18 protein-coding genes are annotated in these 17566 nt (G+C 70.3%); 10 read left to right on the top strand and 8 right to left on the bottom strand.

The genetic code is table 11. The features are described 5' to 3' along the window. The first annotated feature begins 161 nt into the window (after positions 1 to 161). The 3 genes from E1J61_RS21365 to E1J61_RS21360 all read left to right on the top strand — a co-directional run bounded on the left by E1J61_RS21365 (position 162) and on the right by E1J61_RS21360 (position 2290). Positions 162 to 1019, top strand: coding sequence for an SDR family oxidoreductase (locus E1J61_RS21365; protein WP_133095988.1), 858 nt, complete (start codon positions 162 to 164; stop codon positions 1017 to 1019). A gap of 148 nt (positions 1020 to 1167) precedes the next feature. Further along, positions 1168 to 1629 carry a hypothetical protein gene (locus E1J61_RS38350; RefSeq protein WP_243736940.1) on the top strand — a complete coding sequence of 154 codons (462 nt, stop codon included), beginning with the start codon at positions 1168 to 1170 and terminating at the stop codon, positions 1627 to 1629. Further along, the gene (locus tag E1J61_RS21360; RefSeq protein ID WP_243736939.1) at positions 1613 to 2290 is read left to right on the top strand and encodes a ParB-like protein; all 678 of its coding nucleotides are present in this window, start codon (positions 1613 to 1615) and stop codon (positions 2288 to 2290) included. The genes E1J61_RS38350 and E1J61_RS21360 overlap by 17 nt, the downstream gene beginning before the upstream one ends. 132 nt (positions 2291 to 2422) lie before the next feature. On the opposite strand, the gene E1J61_RS21355 is transcribed toward E1J61_RS21360, so the two are convergent. The 4 genes from E1J61_RS21355 to E1J61_RS21340 form a co-directional block, all read right to left on the bottom strand. Continuing rightward, on the bottom strand, positions 2423 to 2611 hold the full coding sequence (locus E1J61_RS21355) for a DUF3008 family protein (protein ID WP_133095986.1): 189 nt from the start codon (positions 2609 to 2611) through the stop codon (positions 2423 to 2425). Between the two features lie 120 nt (positions 2612 to 2731). After that, entirely contained in the window at positions 2732 to 2890 is a 159-nt protein-coding gene (locus E1J61_RS21350) for a DUF3309 family protein (protein WP_133095985.1), read from the bottom strand. 226 nt (positions 2891 to 3116) lie between these two features. Then, complete coding sequence (locus tag E1J61_RS21345) at positions 3117 to 3773, bottom strand: response regulator transcription factor (RefSeq protein ID WP_133095984.1); 657 nt, start codon at positions 3771 to 3773, stop codon at positions 3117 to 3119. Then, positions 3770 to 5782, bottom strand: coding sequence for a type IV pili methyl-accepting chemotaxis transducer N-terminal domain-containing protein (locus E1J61_RS21340; RefSeq protein ID WP_133095983.1), 2013 nt, complete (start codon positions 5780 to 5782; stop codon positions 3770 to 3772). Before E1J61_RS21340 ends, E1J61_RS21345 begins: the two co-directional genes overlap by 4 nt. 346 nt (positions 5783 to 6128) lie before the next feature. On the opposite strand from E1J61_RS21340, the gene E1J61_RS21335 reads away from it, so the two are divergent. Genes E1J61_RS21335 through E1J61_RS21325 form a run of 3 tightly spaced genes read left to right on the top strand, consistent with a single transcriptional unit; the run spans position 6129 to position 8607 of the window. After that, a complete protein-coding gene (locus tag E1J61_RS21335; RefSeq protein ID WP_133095982.1) occupies positions 6129 to 6554 on the top strand; it encodes a hemerythrin domain-containing protein in 426 nt (141 codons plus the stop codon). A gap of 24 nt (positions 6555 to 6578) precedes the next feature. Further along, positions 6579 to 7922, top strand: a complete 1344-nt coding sequence (locus E1J61_RS21330; protein WP_133095981.1) for a hypothetical protein — start codon at positions 6579 to 6581, stop codon at positions 7920 to 7922. Next, a complete protein-coding gene (locus tag E1J61_RS21325; protein WP_133095980.1) occupies positions 7915 to 8607 on the top strand; it encodes a Crp/Fnr family transcriptional regulator in 693 nt (230 codons plus the stop codon). Before E1J61_RS21330 ends, E1J61_RS21325 begins: the two co-directional genes overlap by 8 nt. Positions 8608 to 8677: 70 nt before the next feature. Here E1J61_RS21325 and E1J61_RS21320 read toward each other — a convergent pair whose 3' ends face one another. Then, positions 8678 to 9853 carry a nitronate monooxygenase family protein gene (locus E1J61_RS21320; RefSeq protein ID WP_133095979.1) on the bottom strand — a complete coding sequence of 392 codons (1176 nt, stop codon included), beginning with the start codon at positions 9851 to 9853 and terminating at the stop codon, positions 8678 to 8680. Positions 9854 to 10230: 377 nt separating this feature from the next. On the opposite strand from E1J61_RS21320, the gene E1J61_RS21315 reads away from it, so the two are divergent. From E1J61_RS21315 to E1J61_RS21305, 3 genes are all read left to right on the top strand, one after another. Further along, complete coding sequence (locus E1J61_RS21315) at positions 10231 to 11184, top strand: peptidase U32 family protein (RefSeq protein WP_133096051.1); 954 nt, start codon at positions 10231 to 10233, stop codon at positions 11182 to 11184. Positions 11185 to 11255: 71 nt separating this feature from the next. Next, on the top strand, positions 11256 to 12197 hold the full coding sequence (locus tag E1J61_RS21310) for a U32 family peptidase (protein WP_133095978.1): 942 nt from the start codon (positions 11256 to 11258) through the stop codon (positions 12195 to 12197). Then, positions 12194 to 12664 carry an SCP2 domain-containing protein gene (locus E1J61_RS21305; protein WP_133095977.1) on the top strand — a complete coding sequence of 157 codons (471 nt, stop codon included), beginning with the start codon at positions 12194 to 12196 and terminating at the stop codon, positions 12662 to 12664. The genes E1J61_RS21310 and E1J61_RS21305 overlap by 4 nt, the downstream gene beginning before the upstream one ends. A 27-nt stretch (positions 12665 to 12691) precedes the next feature. Here the strand turns inward: E1J61_RS21305 and E1J61_RS21300 are convergent, their stop codons facing one another. The 3 genes from E1J61_RS21300 to norR form a co-directional block, all read right to left on the bottom strand. Further along, a complete protein-coding gene (locus tag E1J61_RS21300) occupies positions 12692 to 14305 on the bottom strand; it encodes a histidine kinase N-terminal 7TM domain-containing protein (protein ID WP_133095976.1) in 1614 nt (537 codons plus the stop codon). Positions 14306 to 14498: 193 nt separating this feature from the next. After that, positions 14499 to 14951: a polyhydroxyalkanoate granule-associated phasin gene (locus E1J61_RS21295; protein WP_240745844.1), complete on the bottom strand. Its 453-nt coding sequence runs from the start codon at positions 14949 to 14951 to the stop codon at positions 14499 to 14501. Positions 14952 to 15112: 161 nt separating this feature from the next. Then, complete coding sequence (gene norR / locus E1J61_RS21290) at positions 15113 to 16669, bottom strand: nitric oxide reductase transcriptional regulator NorR (protein WP_133095975.1); 1557 nt, start codon at positions 16667 to 16669, stop codon at positions 15113 to 15115. Positions 16670 to 16822: 153 nt separating this feature from the next. Between norR and ytfE the strand changes: the two genes are divergently transcribed. Next, positions 16823 to 17551, top strand: coding sequence for an iron-sulfur cluster repair protein YtfE (gene ytfE / locus E1J61_RS21285; RefSeq protein WP_133095974.1), 729 nt, complete (start codon positions 16823 to 16825; stop codon positions 17549 to 17551). Positions 17552 to 17566: the final 15 nt, after the last annotated feature.

The following is a 17566-nucleotide window of genomic DNA, read 5'->3' as shown; positions in this document are numbered from 1 at the left end:
CTGTAAGGATTGCCGGGCGATGTAACGGTTACGGGCGGCTGCGACGTCACCGCAGTTGGCGCGGCGCGCTGCGGGGGCAGCATGCCGGGTGCCTCCCAGCGGCATGGAACTTGCGCGGCACGCGCAAGGGCCAGCGCGCCCTCCACAGACAGGAGTCAGCCATGTCCACACCGAAGAGCGTCCCACCCCAGCACCAGGATCGCCAACCCGGGCTGGAAGCGCCCATGCGGCCGCAGCCGGACAGCGGCGCGGACGACTACGTCGGCAGCGGCCGCCTGCAAGGGCGCGTGGCGCTGATTACCGGCGGCGACAGCGGCATCGGCCGCGCCATAGCGGTGGCTTTTGCGCGCGAGGGCGCTGACATTGTCATTGCCTACCTCGACGAGCATGCCGACGCCCGCGAAGCCGTCGAACTGGTCGAAGCCTCCGGACGCAAGTGCCTCGCCGTCGCGGGCGATCTTGCCGACCGCAGCCATGCCGAGGGGGTTGCGCGCCAGACGCTGCAGCAATACGGCAAGCTCGATATCCTGGTCAACAACGCCGCCGAGCAGCATCCCGAGAAGTCCCTGGAAGACGTCGAAGAAAGCCAGCTCGAGGCCACCTTCCGCACCAATGTCTTTGCGATGTTTCACCTGACGCGCGCAGTGCTGCCGCACATGAAGGCGGGCGCGTCGATCCTGAACACCACGTCGGTGACTGCGTATCGCGGCAGCAAGCATCTGCTCGACTACTCCGCGACCAAGGGCGCGATCGTGTCGTTCACGCGCTCGCTCGCGCTGCAGGTGGTCGAACGCGGCATCCGCGTCAATGGTGTTGCGCCGGGCCCGATCTGGACCCCGCTGATCCCGTCCACCTTTACAGCGGAGGAAGTCGCCGAGTTCGGCAAGAAGACGCCGATGGGCCGGCCGGGGCAGCCATTCGAAGTGGCGGCGGGCTTCGTGTTCCTGGCCTCGGATGCGGCCAGCTATATCACGGGGCAGATCCTGCACATCAACGGCGGCGAGGTCGTCAACGGCTGAACCGGCCGCGCATGTAGTTCGGGCGCTGCGCTTGCAAAAATTGCACGTGCCGCGCGCCGCCACGGCCGCCAGCGTGCAGTTCCGGCGCGGGCGTGGCTCTTGCAAGCGGCGAAACTACCGCATCCATTCATCGATACAGGGAGCCACCATGTCACCGATCGTAGCGGGTCGCTTCGACTCCATCGCCAGCGCCGAAGAGACGGCGCGGATCCTGTTCGCGCGGGGTTTTTCGGTATGGGACGTTTCCATCATGTCGGTACGGCCGCAAGGCGAGGTGCAGGCCGGGACGCAAGCCGGGACCCACGCCGACAATAGCGCCGGCAACGTGATGCTGGCCGCCTGCGTCGGCAATGGGCTGTCGTCGGTTGCGGTGGACGTGCTGCGCGAAGCCGGCGCGAGCCACCTCGAGCGTGCGCAGGGCTGCTGGGAATGCGGGCAGTGGACCGACTTCGACCCGAACGTGCACGGCGAGCCGGTGCAGGACGTTGAAGGCGAATACTGGCCACGGCCGCTGGCACGGGAGTCGGTCGCCGAGCAGTCCACCGGCAACGAAGACCCGGGCAGCGAGCTGGAGCATTTCGTCAACCAGAAGCGTGCCGAACACGACTGAGCGGCGCGACCGCGCCATTCCCCGGAACGGCAACGCCATTGCCGAACTCGCGCGCCTGCGCCCTACGCAACTCACGCTGGGCTATGCCCACGTCAGCCAAAAAAAAGAAGTCACACAGCGCCACGCGGATCGCAACGACGGCGAGGCGCTGCGGCGCTTCATGCGCAGGCACCGCATCAAGACCATTGCGGGCCCCGGCGGCAGCCTCTATATCGTCGATCATCATCACTGGGCGCGCGCCTGGCTGGAGCTGGGATACCAATGGGGGCCGGTGCGCATCCTGCGCGACCTGAGCGCACTGAGTCCGTCCGCGTTCTGGAAGCGCATGCGCCAGCTCAACCACGTCCATCCATACGACGAGCACGGCGAGCTACACGGTCCCAGGGCGCTGCCGCCCACGGTGATGGGGATGCTCGACGACCCGTACCGCAGCCTGGCGGCATTTGCGCGCATGGCGGGCGCCTACCGCAAGCCGGGCAATGCCTATGGGGATTTCCGCTGGGCCGGCTTCCTGCGCGAGCGCGTGGTGCAGGATCATGACAGCATCGCCGGCTTCGGACTGGCGCTGGCCGAATCGATCAGGCTAGCGCGCAGTTCCCAGGCCAGGGAGCTGCCAGGATTTTGCAGCGGACCTGCAAACAGCAAGAAAGGGAAAGGCTGAAACGGTGCGGCGAGGGTGCGGGGCGCGGGGCGCGGGGCGCGACGAGGGAGCGCTGAGATTCGGGCGCGCTGAGATTCGCGCCCGTGGCGCGTCGTCCCCGCGCGAGCGGGAACGACGGGGTGCGTGAACGCGTCAGCGTTCCGATTTGTGCTTTGGCAGCTTCTTGGTCTTGGTCGATGCCATCTTGTCGAGTTCTTTCTCGCTCATCGACTTGTACATCGAACGCGAAGCGCCCTTCAGCGATCCGGCCTTGGTTTCCCCGCGCTTGGCGGAGAGCGCCGCTCCAGCGGCCTGCTGTTGCGCCTTCGATTTGGCTGGCATGTCAGTCTCCTGGACAGGGTGAAGGAAAATCGGGCGATGCGGCAGACAGGCCCGGCGTGAGCAGCGATGCCGCTCATGCCGGGCCTGCCTGCCGCCGTTGCCCGCTGGACGGCCGGGACGCTATATCCGGCCGAGAACCACGAGCAGCAGCACAATCAGGACGATCAAGCCCAGGCCGCCGCTTGGCCAGTAGCCCCAGCCGGAACTGTACGGCCAGGCCGGCAGGGCGCCGACCAGCAGCAGGACAAGAATGATCAGAAGAATAGTGCCGATTCCCATGGCGTGCTCCTTGTTCGTGGATCGGGGAAGCCGGGGGCTTCCGTACCGAAGCGGCCCGCGCATCTGAAAGGCCACTGCTCAAGGTTCAGCCTACGTCAAGGCTCGCCTGCGTCCCCCCGGGCAGGGACTGATAACGGTGTAGGAATCGGACGACGCCGTGCGCGATGCGCCTTTGGCGCGCTGCACACGGCTCGTGCAGCACATTGGCGCCGTTGTGGCCGCGCGCTCAGCCCGCTTCGGTCAGGCCGTGCTCGACCGCGTAGACTGCCACCTGCACGCGGCTGGCGAGGTTGAGCTTCTTCAGGATGTTCTGCACGTGGATCTTCACTGTGCTTTCGGCCACGCCGAGATCGCGCGCGATCTCCTTGTTGCTTTCGCCGCGTGCCAGCCCCTGCACGATCTCGCGCTCGCGCGCGGTCAGGCGCGGCGCGTCGTCGTGGCGCGCCGCGCCGGCGGGAGTCGGCGTGCGGAACTGCGCCACCAGCTTGGCCGTCATGCTGTCGGAGATCACCGGCTCGCCCGCGGCAGCGCGGCGGATGCCGGCGATCAGCGCCTCGGTCTCGATGTTCTTGATCAGGTAGCCGCGCGCACCGCTGCGCAGCGCGGCGGCCAGCTCCTCGGCCTCTTCGGACACGGTCAGCACGATCACCGCGGTCTGCGGCAGGTCTTCCACCAGCAGCTGCAGCGCCTCCAGCCCGGACAGGCCGGGCATGTTGAGGTCCAGCAGGATCACGTCGGGGCGATGCTGCTTGGCGCGCTTGATGCCCTCCACGCCGTCGGCGGCTTCGTCGACGATCTCGAAGTCGGTCTGCCGCTGCAGCAGCGCGCGGATGCCGGAGCGGAACAGGGTATGGTCGTCGATCAGCAGGATGCGGATGGTCATGGCTGGGTCTCTGTGTTCTGTGGGGCGCGGCGCGGCAGCACCAGTTCGATGCGCACGCCACGGCCGGGGGCCGCCTGCACATGCAGCTGGGCGCCCAGGCGCGCGGCGCGCTCGCGCATGATGTTCAGGCCGATATGCGCGTCGGCGCGCGTGGCGGGCTCGGCAGGATCGAAGCCTTCGCCGTCGTCCTCAACCACCAGGCGGAAGTCGCGGCCGTGGCTGAGCGCCACCGTCACGTGCGCGGCCAGCGCATGCTTGCGCACATTGGAGAGCGCTTCCTGCAGGATGAAGAGCACCTGCAGCTGCTGTTCCGGCGCCAGCGGCCGGCCGCCGGCGCCGTTGCCGTCGGCATGCTCGTCGATGGTGAGCGTGGCTTCGGTGCGGCACTGGCGGCGGAAGCGCGCCACGGTGTCTTCCACTGCCGGGCGCAGTTCGCCGCCGCCCAGGCGCGAGCGGAAATTGTTGAGCAGCTCGCGCACGTCCTGGTAGCTCTCCTCCACGCCGTGGCGCAGCATCGGCACGATCTCGCGGGTCTCGGCCAGGTCGTCGCGCGCGACCGCGTCGTCAAGCAGTTGCACCTGCAGGTTCAGGTAGTTCAGCCCCTGCGCAATGCTGTCGTGCAGGCCCTGCGCCACCAGATTGCGTTCTTCCACCACCGCCAGCTGGCGCGCCGTCGCCGACAGCCGCAAGTGCTCCAGCGCCGTGCCCAGGTGCTGGCCCAGTGTTTCGAGCAGTTGCCGGTCGGAGGCGGGCAGCGCGCGCGGGGCGCGGAAATGCAGTGCGAACACGCCGGTGGCGCCGCGCTGGCTTTCGATGCGGAAGGCCGCCAGCGCGCGGAAGCCGTTGCGCGCGCACGGCGTGCCGTCCTCCATGGCCGTGGCGCCCTGCCTGCCGTCCTGCATGCCGCGCAGGTCGGTGATGGCAATCACGGCCTCGCGCGTCGCGTCGCCGCAGTGGCAGGCATCGGCGGCGGCGCACGACGCGGCCTCGGCCAGCGCCGCGGGCAGGCCCGCGCTGGCCAGCAGGTGCATGCGGTTGTGGCGCGGGTCGAGCACGCGCACGCTGCCGCCCTCGGCGTCGAACTGGCGCATCACGCGCGCCAGGAAGCCGCGCGCCATGGTGTCGGCGTCGCGGGCCTGGTTCAGGAACGCCGCCATGTCGTACAGCTCCTCCAGGTCGCGGTTCTGGCGTTCCAGCTCGGCGGTCTTCTGCGCCACGCGAGTCTCCAGGTCGTGATACAGGCTTTGCAGTTCGCCGGCCATGCGGTTGAAGCCTTCGCTGAGGGTGCCGAACTCGTCGCGCGTCTCCACCGGCAGGCGCAGCGAGAACTCGCGCGCGGCCATGCGCCGCAGGCCGTCCTGCAGCCGCAGCACCGGCAGGATGATCCACAGGTAGAGCAGGTAGATCACGGCCACGGTGCCCACGCAGGCCATCAGCGCCAGCGCCGTCTGCGACAGCCGCAGCAGGTCAGTCTTGCGCGCGCTGTCGTGCTCGATCATGCCGACCAGCTTGTCGGCCTGCGCCACGAAGCCCGGCAGCGCGGCGATATAGCGCGCCGGCGCGGTGCTGTCGGTGCCGGCCATGGCGATCGGGCGCAGCTGGGTGTGCCAGTCCTGCGTCACGCGCGCGAGCTGGGCGTGGATGGCGGGTTCGTCGGGCAGGAACAGCGGGCGCGACGGGTTGCCGCGGCGCAGCTGCGCCAGCGTGCCGTCCAGCGCCTGCACCTGCATCGCCAGCGCATTGCCGCGCTGCGCGTGCGCCAGCGTCAGCTCGATCGCGACCCGGTTGGCGCGCATGCGCAGGCTGCCGGCGTCATTGATGGCGGCGCCGGCGCCTTCGAGCTTCCAGGACAGCCACAGCGTGCCGGAGATCATGCCGAGGACGACCAGCAGAACGGCCAGCGACAGCGAGATGATGCGCGTGGAAAGGCGGTGGCGCAGCGGGGTGGCGGCGTGCGCTTCGGCCGGGGGATCGGCCGGGGGATCGGCCGATAGATCGGTGTAAGGCATGGTTCGGTATCGGGGGCTACCTGTCAGGGGAACGCCGGCGTACTGTCAGTCGCGTCAGTCGCGCGCGCGTCTCGAAGGCAATTCTCCACGTGACAGGCGCTGCACTACCTGCGCCAGATCAACAAAACGCGAGGTCGGCCAATTCGCATGTGCGCCCGGGATCGCATTGCTCGTCCGCAGTCAAGCGTGATGGCGATGAATACGACGCTACAGCATGTCACGTTGTGATATATCGACACGCCAGTCCCCTTACACCGGCTATTGGCGCCCGACTTATTCCCGATCAAATCCCCACGCCGGGCCGCGCCCTAGCATCCGGTCAATACCGGTCCGGAGAATCCACACCATGTCTGATGGCATCGACACCCTGGTGCAGCAGCACCGCAGTTGCGACGCCGCGCTGGCACGCCTGGAAGGCGCGCTGCGCGAAGCCGGCTGGACAGAGGCCGCCGCGGCCTTCGCCGAGCTGGAGACCGCGCTGGCCGGCAATTTCGGCGCGGAAGAGGCACGGCTGTTCCCCGCCTTCGAGCAGGCCACCGGCATGGCCGGCGGGCCGACCGCCGTGATGCGACAAGAACACGACGAAGTGCGCGCGCTGGTGGACAACGTGCGCGAATGGCTGTCGCTGCGCGACGCCAATGCGCTCGCGGCCGAGACCGACACGCTGGTGGTGCTGCTGCAGCAGCACAACATCAAGGAAGAGAATGTGCTGTTCCCGATGTGCCGCGCGCACGTGCCGGGGCTCGACGCCGTGCTCGACGGCATTGCCTAGCGCTGGCGAGGCAGGGCAACCCAGATGAAGGCCGCCAACCTCGATTACGAGCGCGCGCCGCGTCCCGCGGTGGTGTTCGGTTGCCTGGTGCCGGCGCCGTGGCTGGGCGCCGCGGCAGGGTTGCTGCTCGCGGCGGGGCCCGCCGGCGGCTTGCCGGACCGCTTTGCGCCGCTGGCGCTGGTGGCGGTCCATGTGCTCGCGCTGGGCATGCTGATGCCGGTGATGGTGGGCGCGTTGTTCCAGATGATGCCGGTGGTGGCGGGCGTGGCCGTGCCGGGTGCCAGCGTGCTGGCACCGTTTGTCGCCGTGGCCGGTGCCGGCGTGGCCGCCGGGCTGGGCTTCGGGCTGCTTGGCGGCATGCCGCAAGGCATGCAGGCCGCCGCCGCGGCCGGCCTGCTGCTGTTGCTTGCCGGCGCGCTGCTGCTCATTGCCGGACGGCGCGTGGCCGCGGTCGACGCCACCACGCGCACGCTGGCCGGCATCGGCGCGCCGCTGCTGGCCGCGGTGCTGTGCGGCATCGCGCTTGCCGGCACCTTCGGCGGCTGGTGGCAGGTGCCGGTGGCGCCGGTGCTCGACATGCATATGGCCTGGGCGCTGGGCGGATGGCTGGCGGCACTGGTGGCCGGCGTGGCCACCACCGTGTTGCCGATGTTCTGGCAGACGCGGCGCCTGCCCGCTGCGCTGGCGCGTGGCCTGCCGATGGCGCACTGGGTGCCGCTGGCGCTGTTCAGCGGCGCAACCCTGCTATGGCCCGGCCAGCCTGCCCTGGGCCAGGCGGTGCTGCTGGCGTGGCTGGCGTTCGTCGCCGTGGTGGCAGCGTTCGGGCTGGCCGGCACCCTGCGCGCGCGGCGCCGCCAGGACCCGCTGTGGCTGCTGTGGCCGGTGGCCTGCGCCAGCATGCTGGGCGCGGCCGTGCTGGGCGCGGCGGCGATCGTGTGGCCCGCATCGGCTGCACCGCTGGCGTGGTGGGCCGGCACCATGGCGCTCATCGGCACCGGCGTGCTGCCGGTCACCGCGATGCTCGGCAAGATCGTGCCGTTCCTGGTCTGGCTGCACTTGCGCCGGCTGCTGCCGCCGCGCGCGCGCGTGCCGGCCATGCAGGCCATCATCGTGCCCGCCCGGCAGCGCCGCCAGGCGTGGCTGCTGCTGGCGGCCTACCTGCTGCTGCTGGTGCTGCCGCTGGCGCCGGTGCCGCTGGCCCGCGCCGGCGGCCTGCTGCTTGCCGCGGCCAATGCCTGGCTCGGCTGGCAATTGTTGTCCGCGTTGCGCTGCATGCGGCAGATGCGCCGCAGTGGCGGCCTGCCGCCGCGCCATGCGGCCTGGAATGCTGAACGCAGTCATGCCGAAGGAGGTCATCACCATGGGTGAAGCCATCAACCTGGAAGCGCTGCCGTTGTTCCGCGGCGTCGATGCGGCCGTGGTGGCGCAGTTGCGCGCCGCGGCCACGCTGCGCTGCCTGCGCAAGGGCGAATACCTGTTCCGTGGCGGCGAGCCGTGCGCCGGCCTCTATATCGTGGCGGAGGGCCTGCTCAAGCTGGCGCTGCAGCCGCCCGCCGGCGACGAGGCCGCCTGCGAGCGCGCCATCGAAGTATTCGGCCCGGGCGCGGCCTTCGGCGAAGACCTGCTCTGCCTGGACGTGCCGGGGCGCATGGCCTGCCAGGCGCAGACGCGCACGCTGGTGCTGCAGATCGGCAAGGCGGCGCTGTGGCAGGCCGTCATGCAGGAGCCGCTGCTGGCCGCGCAGCTGTTGCGCAACCTGTCGGGCCGGCTGCATGGGCTGATGCGCGACATCGAGGCGATCAGCCTGCAGACCGCGCTGCAGCGCGTGGCCGGCTTCCTGCGCGAGCAGGCGTTTGCCACGCGGCGCACCTGGCTGGCCTGCACGCAGCGCGTGATTGCGTCAAAGCTGGGGATTACGCCCGAGACCCTGTCGCGCGTGATGCACAGGTTCTGCGCCGAGCGGCTGGTGCGGATCGAGCGCGGCAAGATCTACCTGATCGATCCGGATGGGTTGGCGCGCCAGGCCGGCGTGGAGGAGCCGGCGGTGGCCTGAATGTCGGCAAGTCAGGCACGTCAGGCACGTCCGGTGCCGCGTGCCGGGGATCCGGACGCGGCACGCAGGCTCAGGCCGTAGCGGCCACCTTGGCAGAAGCCAGCGCCGCTGGCTTTTCCCCTGTCATCAGGTAGTGGATCAGCTCGGCCACCGGGCGGATCGCCTCGCCGAACGGCAGCGCGCCCCTGCCGCGGAAGAACAGCCCGCGTTCCACGTCGCCACGTACCGCCTGCGCGAGCTTGAGGTCGATGCAGAACTGGCCGATGCGCGCAATGCCGTCGCGCAGGCCGCACGATTGCAGGCAATCGAACCCTTCCAGGCACTCGCGTACCTTGGCGCGGCGCTGCAGCCTGGCTTCGCTCGACAGGTAGCGCGACAGCCACGGCGTCAGCACCGCGCGCGCCGGCAGGCCGGCCACGCTGGTGAACTCGCGCAGCGTCTCGGGCCGCGCCGTGGCCAGCACCTGCTTGAAGGCCGGATGCGCATCGCATTCCTCGGTGACGGCAAAGGCGGTGCCGAGCTGCACCGCGGCGGCGCCCTCGTTGAGCCAGTGGCGCACCTTGGCATGGCTGTCGATGCCGCCGGCGAGAATCAGCGGGATGCTGTCCCATGCCAGCCCCAGCGACTGGAACAGGTCGCGGCACTCGGCCAGCACGCGCGAGAACGAAAAGCGCGGCTCGGACAGGTCCTGGATGGTGGCGGCGCCAAGGTGGCCGCCGGCATGGGCCGGGTGCTCGACCACGATGGCATCGGGCAGGCGGCCCTTCTTCATCCAGCGGCGCAGCACCAGGCCGATGCCGCGGGATTCCGACAGGATCGGGATCAGCGCCACCCCGGGGTGGCCGGCGGCCAGCTCGGGCAGGTCCAGCGGCAGCCCGGCGCCCATCACGATGGCATCGGCGCCGCTTTCGCACGCCTGGCGCACCAGCGAGGCATGCGAGCCCACCGCCTTCATCACGTTGACCGCGATCAGCCCGCGGCCTTCCGACAGCGTGCGCGCGGCGCGGATCTCGCGGTCGAGCGCCTCGAGGTTGGCGGCTTCGATGCCCGCCTTGTCGCGCACGCCGCGGGTGCGCGCCATCAGGTCGGGATGGTGGTGGCGCAGGTCGATGCTGGCGATGGTGCCCACGCCGTTCTCGCGTGCCACTGCGCCGGCAAGCCGGTGCGCCGAGATGCCGATGCCCATGCCGCCCTGCACGATGGGCAACAGGCGGCGGCCGGCCAGCTTCAGCCAGTGTTCGTTCATAAAAGGGATCTCCGGAAGGTGAATCGCGTGTGGCCGGCAGCCGGCCTGGCGCGGGGGGTGACTGGCGAAGCGTGGCACAGCGGAAAGCCCCTGCGTTTGCCGCAGGTCAAGCCCACGGGCGCTGCCTGCCATCGGCCTACGCCGACCGGCATACGCCGGCGCCAGCCATGTGCCGTTGGTGCGGGTTTGCGCGCGATCAAGCCCCTTGCGCCAGCGCGTGGCTAGCATCGGCCGCTGTCTTTGTCCTGTTTTTTGTCCTGTTTTCCCACACCATGACAACTGCCTCTACTGGCCCGGATGCGGCCACCGTCGCGCCTGCCTGCGCGCCACGCCGGCCCCAGCTGGTTGCGCCCGCCGGCTCGCTGGCGGCGCTGCGCATGGCGCTGCAGCACGGCGCCGACGCGGTCTACCTGGGCCTGCGCGATGCCACCAATGCGCGCAACTTCGGCGGCCTGAACTTTACCGAGGCCGACATCCGCACGGGCGTCGCCGAAGCCCACGCCCGCGGCGCCGAAGTACTGTTCGCGATCAACACCTTCGCGCAGATGGGTGCGGTGCCGCAGTGGCACCGCGCCGTCGACGCCGCGGCGGAACTGGGTGCCGACGCGGTCATCATGGCCGACGCCGGCCTGATGGGCTACGCCTGCGAGCGCCATCCGCGGCTGCGCCTGCACCTGTCGGTGCAGGGCTCGGCCACGCATGCCGATGCCATCGAGCTGATGCGCGAGCGCTTCAATATCCGCCGCGTGGTGCTGCCGCGTGTGCTGTCGCTGGCGCAGATCGGCAAGCTGGCGCGGCAGACCAGCGTCGAGCTGGAAGTGTTCGGCTTCGGCAGCCTGTGCGTGATGGCCGAAGGGCGCTGCCTGCTGTCGTCGTACGCGACCGGGGATTCGCCCAACAACAAGGGGGTCTGCTCGCCAGCGCACGCGGTGCGCTGGACCGAGCAGGACGGCACCATGCAGGCGCGCCTGTCAGGCATCCTGATCGACAGCTACGCGCCCGGCGAGCCGGCCGGCTATCCGACCTTGTGCAAGGGCCGCTTCGAGGTGGAGGGCGAGCGCGGCTACGTGCTGGAAGAGCCCACCAGCCTCAATGCGCTGTCCCTGCTGCCGGCGCTGGTCGGCATGGGCATCGCTGCGATCAAGATCGAAGGCCGGCAGCGCAGCCCGCGCTACGTCGCCGATGTGGTCGGCGTGCTGCGCGCCGCCATCGACGACGCCTGCGGCGATCCCGCACGCTTTGCGCCGCGCCAGGAGTGGCAGGCCACGCTGGGCCGCCATGCCGAGGGCGACCAGGTGACCCAGGGCGCCTACGACCGGCCATGGCGGTGACGCGGATGGACGCGACCAGCCTAAATCGCCCCGTCGATCCCCCCGCCACCCTTGCCACGATGGAACCTGCCATGCCCGATACCGCCACGGCGACCGCACCTCGAGCTGTCTCGCAACATACTGCACCGCAATTCGGCATCGCCCTCGGCCCGCTGCTGTACTACTGGCCGCGCGAGCGCGTGCTGCAGTTCTACGCCGCCGTCGCCGATGCCCCGGTGGACCGCGTCTACCTCGGCGAGACCGTCTGCACGCGGCGCCACGAACTGCGCCACGCGCAGTGGCTGGAGATTGCGCAGATGCTGCGCGATGCCGGCAAGGAGGTGGTGTTGTCCACCCCGGTGCTGGTGGAGTCCGATACCGACATCGCCTGGATGCGCCGCGCCTGCGAGCAGCACGACTACCTGGTCGAGGCCAATGACCTTGGCGCGGTGCGCTGCATGGGCGGGCGGCCTTTCATCGCCGGCCCGCACCTGAACGTCTACCACGCCGACACGCTGGCCTGGCTGTCCGGGCTGGGCGCGGCGGGCTGCGTCGTGCCGGTGGAAATGGACGGCCGCACGCTGGCCGCGCTGGCCGCGGCGCGGCCGGGTGGCGTTGGCGTCGAAACCGTTGTCTGGGGCCGCATGCCGCTGGCGTTCTCGGCGCGCTGCTTCACTGCGCGCCACCATCGGCTGCGCAAGGACAGCTGCGAATTCCGCTGCATGGACTACCCCGACGGCCTGGTCGCCGCCACCGGCGAAGGCCAGGCGTTCTTCACGCTCAACGGCGTGCAGACCCAGAGCGCGACCTGCCTCGACCTGTGCGCCGAGGCGCTCGCCATGGCCGCGATGGGCGTGGACATGCTGCGCGTCAGCCCGCACTCGACCGGCACGCTGGAGGTGGTGCAACAACTGGCGGCGATCCGCGCGGGCGAGCGCGCGCCGGCGCCCAGCGGCATCGCCCCGGCGGGGGCGCAGCCCTGCAACGGCTACTGGCACGGCGGCGCCGGCATTGCGTGGGAGGCACGGGCATGAATGCGAACACAAGCCCATTGCACAAGCTGATGGCCGGCGTGCACCGGCGCATGCCGGCGCGGGCGCGCGCGCTGCCGCTGGTGGCGGCGCTGGAACTGGCGCGGCGCGCCGGCTGGCTGGAGCCGCCGGCCGCGCTGGAAGGCCATGTATTCCTGCTGACGGTGCAGGACCTGGGGCTGGAAGTGCCGTTCCGCTGCGAAGGCGGGCGCTTCCGCAGCGCCGGTGCCGGCAGCGGCGAACCCGCGCTGACGCTGCGCGCCGGCGCGGTCGACTACCTGCGGCTGCTCGGCGGCGAGGCCGACACCGACACGCTGTTCTTCCAGCGCAAGCTGGTGATCAGCGGCGACACCGCGCTCGGGCTCGAGGTCAAGTACTGGCTCGATGCGGCGCCGCGGCCGGCGTGGGTCAGCCAGGCGGCGGCGCGGCTGGTGGCGCTGCAGGGCGCGCTGACGGTACGCGCGGGTTAGCCGGCGCCATGTTCTGGCCACGGCTGGTCAGGCCGCTTCGCCATCCACCATGTACCGGTTGCGGCCCGCGCGCTTGGCGCGGTACATCGCGCTGTCGGCGCGGTGCAGCAGCGGCTCCAGCCGCGGCGACTCGGGCACGGCGCAGACCGCGCCCACGCTGATCGTCACCACGGGCTGCACCGGCGTGCCGCGGTGCGCGATGCCAAGCTCGCGCACCGCGGCGACCATGCGGCGCGCCACGTCGCGAGTCTCTTCGCGCGATGCGCCGGGCAGCACCGCCGCGAATTCCTCGCCGCCCAGCCGCGCGCAGAACTGCTCGCCCGTTACCGTGCCGGCCAGCGCGCAGGCGATCTGGCGCAGGCAGTCGTCGCCCGCCAGGTGGCCGTGCAGGTCGTTGTACTGCTTGAACAGGTCGACATCCAGGATCAGCAGCCCCAGCGGCTGGCCGCGCTCATGCGCGCGGGTCACGGCGGCGAGCGACTCGCGCTGGAAGTAGCGCCGGTTGGGGATGCCGGTGAGCGCGTCGACGTCGAGGTCGGCCTGCACCTGCCACAGCTGCTCCTCGGTCTGGCCGAGGCGCGCGGTCAGCGCCAGCTCGCGCGACTGGAAGCGGCTGATGTCGCGCATGAACACCAGGCTGCCGATCTGCCTGCCGTCCAGGCGCTCGACGCGTTCGACAGCCAGCTCGAACGGGGCACCCGGCGGCACGAACGGCGTGGCGGGCGCAAGGCCGGGCGCAGCCTGCGCCGATCCCTGAGCCGATCCCTGAGCCGATCCCGGCGCCGATTCCAGTGCCGTCTCCCATCCTGCCGGCACCGCGCTGCCGCGGTGCAGCTGCGGCCACAGCTGGGCCGCGGCGGGGTTGAATTCCACCACCGCGCCCTTGGCGTCGACGATCACACAGCCCTCGCGCAGCGCGTCGAACACGCGCAGCCGGGCGTAGTGGCCGATATCGTCGAGGTGCGTGCGCAGCGCGCAGAACCACACCAGTACCGCCATCAGCGAAAACGTGGCCGGGGTCAGGTCGCCGCCCAGCGGGCCGGTCCAGCGGTTCAGGTAAGCCACATGGGCAATCAGCGGCAGCGCCAGGCCTCCGGCCAGGATGACGCGGCCGCGGCGCGACAGGGCGTCGTTGGGCACTTCGGCCGTGATCAGGAAAAACCAGCTCAGCGCCAGCAGCGAGTAAGACCAGAAGGCCGCCACGGCGTAGCCCGCGCCATGTTCGAACACCGCGCCGGGCGCGACCCCGGGCGGCATCAGCGTAATGCGCGTCCAGACCAGGTGGTGCCGCTCATTGGTGAAGACCAGCACTACTGTCACCACTGCCGCCATCACCGGCAGCCACAGCCGCGACCATGGCACCACGTAGCGGGGGCGGCTCAGGTGCACCATCGCCACGAGCCAGCCGATCGGCACCGCGACGATGCCGATGTACTGGATCTTGGCCCACAGGATGCGCCCGGGCAGGTCGGTCGAACTGATCTCAAGCAGGCGTCCGCCGCTCCAGACCACCGCGCCGAAGGCCAGCACCAGGAACGCCTGGACGGTGGGGTCGTCGCGCCGGGGCCAGGTGGCTATGGCCATGCCGATGCAGCAGACGACGGCGACGGTGAGCAGCAGGACCAGTGGATATGAGGGCATGAACCGGGGCGCGTCCTGAACCAGTCCTGTGTGGAGATCCGCCAGCCGGGACGGCGGGGATGGCGAATCGGGGTGTCATGATCTGCATGATACCGGTGCGCGCGCGTTGTCATGGCAAGCCGCGCAGGAAAAAAAATGGCCGCGGCCAGGCGCGAGCCGACCCGGCGCGCCACGCCACGGCGCTCGTGCCGGTTCAGCTCGCGCTCGGACGCGGTGTCTCGCGGATCAGCCAGGAGGGAATGTCGGTGACGGCCTTCGCGCCCGCGGTCCAGTCAGTCAGCGGGCCCTGCATGAACAGGTGGCCCCAGCCATCGATCCACTTCTGCTGGGCGCGGGCCAACAGTTCCAGCATGGCCGAGGCATAGTGCAGCGGCCCGCCCAGCAGCGGCAGCTCGCAGGCGATCTCGCGCGCGTACAGGGTCTCGGGGTCCTGTTCCACCAGCATGCCCACGGCGTCGAAGCGCAGTTCCTCGGCCATGTTGCTGGCAAATTCCAGGTTCAGCTCGGCCATGCGGCGCCAGTTCTCGGCCAGGTCTGCCTGGATGGACTGGAACTGTTGCAGGCTGGCAAAGCCTGCCGTGAAGACGGCAGGGAAGGGCCAGGCGGGCCAGGCAGGCCAGAAGGCTTGCGTTGCGGTCATCATCATGGGCATCTCCGGTACGGGTCCACAGGGCGCGCCACCGCAGGGTGGTGAGGGCACCACATGCATGCTGCACTGCAAACGACGCCTGACTAGCTTAGGCAGGCCAGGCGACCTTTGCCATCCCAATGCCGCCCGCGCCCTCATTTGCCTCCTCACTTGCCAACTTACTTGCAGCCCAGGCGCCTGGCCAGCTTGTGCAGGTTGCTGGCATCGACGCCGAGCTGCCGCGCCGCCTGCGCCCAGTTGCCGCCGTGGGCCTGCAGTGCCTGTTCGATGCACGCGCGCTGGGTCTGGTCGACGGCCTCGCGCAGGCTGGTGCCGGGGACGATCGCTGGCAGCGAGGCGCATGTCGCCTCCGCCAGCGCTGGCGGAGGCGCATCGAGTCCGTCCAGGTCGAGCAGCTCCGTTTCCAGCGTGACGATGTCGTTGCGGCCGGCGCCCCGGCTGACCGCGCGCAGCGCGGCGCGGCTGAGCACGTGCTCGAGCTCGCGCACGTTGCCGGGCCAGCGATAGCGCCGCAGCGCATCCTGCGCCGCCGGCGCCAGGCGCAGGCTGCGCAGGCCCAGGCGGGCGCGGTTCAGTTCCAGGAAGCGCCCGGCCAGCAGCAGCACATCGTTGCCGCGCTCGCGCAGCGGCGGGATCGGGATCGGGTAGACCGACAGCCGGTGGTACAGGTCGGCGCGGAACGAGCCGTCGCGCACATGCTCGCGCAGGTTGCGGTTGGTGGCGGCGATCACGCGCACGTTGACGCGGCGCGGCCGGTCCGAGCCCAGCCGCTGGATCTCGCCGTTCTGCAGCGTGCGCAGCAGCTTGGCCTGGATCGACAGCGGCAGCTCGCCCACTTCATCGAGGAACAGCGTGCCGCCGTCGGCGGCCTCGAAGCGGCCCGGGCGTTCGCCGGTGGCGCCGGAAAAGGCGCCGCGGGCGTGGCCGAACAGCTCGCTCTCGGCCAGCGACTCGGGCAGCGCCGCGCAGTTGACGTGCACCAGCGGCTGCGCGCGCCGGCGCGACTGGCGGTGCAGCCGGTGCGCGAACAGCTCCTTGCCGACGCCGGTCTCGCCCAGCAGCAGCACCGGCAGCTCGGTATCGGCAACCACCTCCAGCTCGTGCAGCAGGTTGGCGATGGCCGGACTCTGGCCGACGATCTCGCCGGTGATGTCGCCGGCGCCGGCCGTGCCTTCGTCGGCAACGGGCTTGCCCCGTGCCACCTGCAGCGCCAGGATCTCGGCCTCGAGCCGGGTGGTGCGGATCGCCGCCTCGACCACCACGGTGAGCCGCTGCAGCTCGGCCTGCGCGGCGGCGTCGAAGGTGCCCACGGCGAGCGCATCGAGCGTGAGCACACCCCATGGCTGCCCTTCGACCTCCAGGCTGGTGCCCATGCAGTCATGCACCGGCAGCGGCTCGCCCACGTGCTCGTCGATCAGGCCGTCGTACGGGTCTGGCAGCACGCTGTCGTGATGGAAACAGGTCACGTCGCGCCGCGCCAGGATTGCCGCCAGGCGCGGATGCAGGCCGACGGCGAAGCGCCGGCCCAGCGCGTCGCCGACCAGGCCATCCACCGCCAACGGGCGCAGGTGGTCTTCTTCCAGCCGCAGCAGCGCCACGGCGCCGCAGCGGAAATGCGCCCGCAGGCCGCTGACCAGGCGCTGCAGGCGCACGGCGTGGGGCAGGTCGGCCACCAGGTCGGCCAGCAGCTCGGGAACGATCGCGGAAGTCGTCATGGTGAAAAACACCAGTTAGGGTGATTAGTACCACGAACAGTCTAGGGTATTTAGAACCATCCGTGTGACAACCCTTTGATCTGGAATGGTTTTTTTCAGGCACGCTCCTCGCGTCATGTCATGCGGACGCAACTTCCCACACAGGAGCACCTCATGACCTACCAGGACCAATCGCTCGGCCAGCTGGCCCGCCGCATCCCCGGCGCGACGCGCATCTTCCATGACTACGCGCTCGACTTCTGCTGCGGGGGCAAGCAGACCCTGCGCGATGCCGCGCTCGAAAAAGGCCTCGCTGCCGCCGCCATCGACAGAATCGAAGCGCGGCTGCGTGCCCTGCACGACGACGCCGCACCCGCCGGACAGGACTGGAACACCGCGACGCCGGCCGCGCTGATCGACCATATTTTGACGCGCTTCCACGCTCGTCACCGCGAGCAGTTGCCCGAACTGATCCGGCTCGCAAGCCGGGTCGAGCAGGTCCACGGCGACCGGCCGGATTGCCCGGTCGGCCTGGCCGACCACCTGGCCGGCATGCTCGGCGAGCTGGAAACCCATATGCAGAAGGAAGAGCAGGTGCTGTTCCCGATGCTGACGCGCGGCATGCAGGCCGCCGCCGGCCGCCCGATCGCGGTGATGCGCATGGAGCATGACGACCATGGCGTGGCGCTGCAGCGGGTAGCCGACCTGACCAACGACATCACGCTGCCGCGCGCGGCCTGCAATACCTGGCGCGCGCTTTACCTGGGCCTGCGCGCGCTGCGCGAAGACCTGATGGAACACATCCACCTGGAAAACAACGTGCTGTTCGAGAACGCCGCAGTGGCCGCCACGGTGGCCGCCACCGTGCCAGCCACCGGTTGCGGCTGCGCGGGCCACGCCTGAGCCGCGCACCAGCCA

Source organism: Cupriavidus sp. L7L (genome assembly GCF_004353535.1).
Taxonomy (GTDB): Bacteria; Pseudomonadota; Gammaproteobacteria; order Burkholderiales; family Burkholderiaceae; genus Cupriavidus; species Cupriavidus oxalaticus_A.
This window is presented reverse-complemented; position numbering and strand designations above follow the sequence as displayed.